The organism is Vibrio sp. V23_P3S9T160, from assembly GCF_963886625.1.
In the GTDB taxonomy this organism is placed as follows: domain Bacteria; phylum Pseudomonadota; class Gammaproteobacteria; order Enterobacterales; family Vibrionaceae; genus Vibrio; species Vibrio anguillarum.
On sequence record NZ_CAWPDB010000069.1, the window covers coordinates 1 to 3,562 of the forward strand.

A 3,562-nucleotide genomic window follows, 5' to 3' on the forward strand; every position below is an offset into this window, starting at 1 on the left:
TCAACGCATAATAAAAATGCCACGCGTTGGAAGTCCCTCTTGAAGCGTTTGTTATGCTTTATTACCCATTGATTACATTGAACTTTTAAAAAATTCATTTGTTCGCAGCACTTTAACTCAAAATGATAAACTTGCCTACTTTCAGCAATCATTGTTGCCGATAAGATCCCAAATAGGTTGAAGCGAATTAGCCTGCGGAATCAAGGAGCAAACAACACCAAAGAAAGAGACCTTTCAGCAAAAACCGAACCTTTTGCGAGCACAATTTATCAGGGCAAAGTTACCGAAAAAGCACAAGTATCGTTCAACTTTCAATAGCCACCAAAAAGAACAATAAACTCATAATATCAATAAATTAGAATAGGAAAACTTCTAAATCAGACTAAGTTTTCCCATTAAAATTTATATATTGATTTTGCTGAGGCTCAATAAAGCATAACGCCCGGCTAAGGGGTTGACAACGCACCGCCGAACTCAAAAAACACACTGTAAACACTGAACTTCAATTTTGTACTAAAGTCGCCACGCGTTGGCAATCCCTCTTGAGCCGTTTGTTAGCATGCTGTTCCCGCTGCAAAAGAACTAACCTGCAAACGTGATGTAAAACGCACTTTAGTACCAGAAAAATTGCTGAAAATATAATCATGGAACTGTCTTGAACTTTTTGATGTACGAATCGAATATTCAGACGCCCAAGTCAGTAGTTCTTTGAAATTTTTATCGGCTTCTACTACATCAAGTTGCTTTGAACTTTCTGAACCACGAGCAAGTAACGAAGCCTTACATACTGCCCAATTTAGATCCAAAAACAACAAAGTGTCCGCATGTGGGATCAACTCTTCTATTAAAGCACCAAATACACCTTCAACAATCCAAGATGGATCCATACTCAATTTGACCAGTTCACTTTTTATCGTTTCAGGAGAGCGTTTCTGGTTATAGCCACCAGGTTCCCAAACAACTGAATCCAAGTGAACTTCTTTTAGTCTAAGTCTCTTTGATAACTGTCCTGACAACCAACTTTTACCTGAACCAGAGTTTCCGATGATAAGGATCTTTTTCATGCTACCTCTGCATGCTAACGCCCGGCTAAGGGGTTGACAACGCACCGACGAGCTCAAAAAACACACTGTAAACACTGAATTTCAATTTTGCACTAAAGTCGCCACGCGTTGGCAATCCCTCTTGAGCCGTTTGTTATGCAAATTCAATGAGATAAACTGAATTTACACGACCAAAAGCCACAATTGCAATGGCTGAGTGATTCAAGAACCAACCCAAGTAGGAGCCGAGATAAATAAGCCGCCAAAACAAAGTCCACCGTTCAACAACAAACCAAGCTTTTGAATGAGACAAACTCAACAAGCAAGACTTTCAGCAAGTACAAAATGCTCGATAAGCTTGCCCTTTCCACACTTTGCGCACGCTGAATTGGCAGCAAGCCAACGCTAAAACTGATTGAGGCAAACAAAGAATCTTGCCTGTTTTACGGCTTGAGTGAACTACGAATTTTAGGGTAAAAATGCTCATTTGCCGACAACACAAAACGAATGGCCGGAGAAATCGAAAAGATTGAACCCCTAAATTTACCTGAGTTGCATAACGCCCTGTTAAGGTGTGAGCAACGCAATACCGAAGCTCCCGCATACCACCTTAAACACAAAACGCAACGCATAGCAAAAATGCCAAGCGTTGCGAATCACTCTTAAACAGATTGTTATACAATTAGCCACATGCCATTAAGTACTGTTGTGGCTCTTCCTCTATGTCCAAATATTCAACGTCGAGGTTGCAGCCAGGGTATATTTCTTTTGCGAGCTCTAAACCAACTATTTTGACAGTCTCAGAAAACAGAGTAGAACATGCATTCACCATCAACTTTGTATATGTGTCAAAATCTACTTCATTCTGGTTATAAGAAATAATGGCATCATTTGTAGCAATTAGAAATTGTTCATCAACACTCGACAATGCTTCCGTTAAGTTATTTGCTTTATGTTTATCTCCACGACAAGCTGCGATATGTAACTTATCTATCTCATTTTCGCATTCTTTAGTTCGTAAGTTGCTTGGATCAATCTTTATTAAGATATTTTGGTCTTCTTTATCAACAGAACAAGTATTTTTCCGCCTCTTCCACTCGACTTTGTTTTGACCATATACTCCTAGTGCGCTCTTTATGACAGCTCCATAACCAGTTTTCGGTATTTCTATATCACCTAATGTTAAATGGCCTTCCGTTGCATAAAGAACTCTATTTGTAATGTTATGGCAAACATAATTTACACTATATTCTCCTTCTATAACTAACGTGGCTCGCAATGGATGGTCATCCTTAATATTAGGAGTGACTAAACATCGTGCATACGAAATATTAGCCTCCTCTAAGTATTGATGAACTCCAGCCTCATCAACATCACAAAAATCTCCAGCACAATACCAATACCCGGAAGGATTAGTTTTATCTAGAGGAATAGAATCTTCTTCAACTACAAAAGTATGATTAGGAACGACTGAAATTATATCAAGCCATGTTCGAAAACTATCTTTGACCCTTTGCCTCACTGGTTTAACCATTACACTACAAAGTACTAACCCATTGTTATTCAAATTTTATCCTCTCAGTTAAATATAGTTGTATAACGCCCGCTTAAGGGGCAGCCAACGCTACTACCAACTTTCCGCATAACACCGTAATCACAAAAACCAACGCATAGTAAAAATACCACGCGTTGGCTGTCCCTCTTGAAGCGTTTGTTATAGCGGTGCTTTAGTTGCCCATAGAAATATGATGCGTTGCACACAGTTTATTTCCTGCTGGATCGCGTAAATAAGCTAGATACATTTTTCTTTCTCCGCTTACCCTGAGACCTGGAGGATCTTCGCAAGCTACACCGCCATTAGCTAAGCCTGCTGCATGCCATGAATCCACTAACTCTGGGCTACTGACTTTTAAGCCAATTGTCATTCCATTACCATGAGTCGCCAGCTCTCCATTTATTGGCTTCGTAATTCCAAGCACACCATCTTTGTTTATGTAAAGACAGCGACCTTTAGCATCGATAACACCCGATGGATAACCTAAAACAGACAATATGGCGTCATAAAAAACCTTAGATTTTTCAATATCATTGGAGCCAATCATAATATGACTAAACATACTTGTTCCTTTTGTTGAGCAAAAATCGGGATTTACTTTGAAGCATCGATTGAGCAATGTCTAGGTTGAAATGTGAGATAAGCTATAACGCCCGCTTAAGGGGCAGACAACGCTACTACCAACTTTCCGCATAACACCGTAACCACAAAAACCAACGCATAGTAAAAATGCCGCGCGTTGGCTGTCCCTCTTGAAGCGTTTGTTATGGCGCAATTCTCAAGTTAGGCCATATAACTAACCAACCCTTTGACTTTACTCGATTTTCGAAGGTTCCATATGCTCGTTTAGGATTATGTGTGATTAAACCTTGAAATAAACTCTCGAAACCAAAGGCTGATATACATTCATAATGATCGTGCTCGACTTTTCTCACTGCTACCGCCGTTTCTTTTTCAGGCCAAT

General features: G+C 39.7%; 4 protein-coding genes. All 4 read right to left on the minus strand.

Annotated elements, in window-relative coordinates; genetic code table 11:
- Positions 1–554 precede the first annotated feature (554 nt).
- Entirely contained in the window at positions 555–1,064 is a 510-nt protein-coding gene (locus AACU59_RS03945; protein ID WP_161437781.1) for an AAA family ATPase, read from the minus strand.
- Positions 1,065–1,725: 661 nt separating this feature from the next.
- Positions 1,726–2,610: a hypothetical protein gene (locus AACU59_RS03950; protein WP_161437782.1), complete on the minus strand. Its 885-nt coding sequence runs from the start codon at positions 2,608–2,610 to the stop codon at positions 1,726–1,728.
- A gap of 160 nt (positions 2,611–2,770) precedes the next feature.
- Positions 2,771–3,160, minus strand: coding sequence for a VOC family protein (locus AACU59_RS03955; protein ID WP_088729594.1), 390 nt, complete (start codon positions 3,158–3,160; stop codon positions 2,771–2,773).
- A 202-nt stretch (positions 3,161–3,362) separates the two neighbouring features.
- Positions 3,363–3,562: nucleotidyltransferase family protein (locus tag AACU59_RS03960; protein WP_202598889.1), on the minus strand; the 200-nt coding region annotated here is incomplete at its 5' end.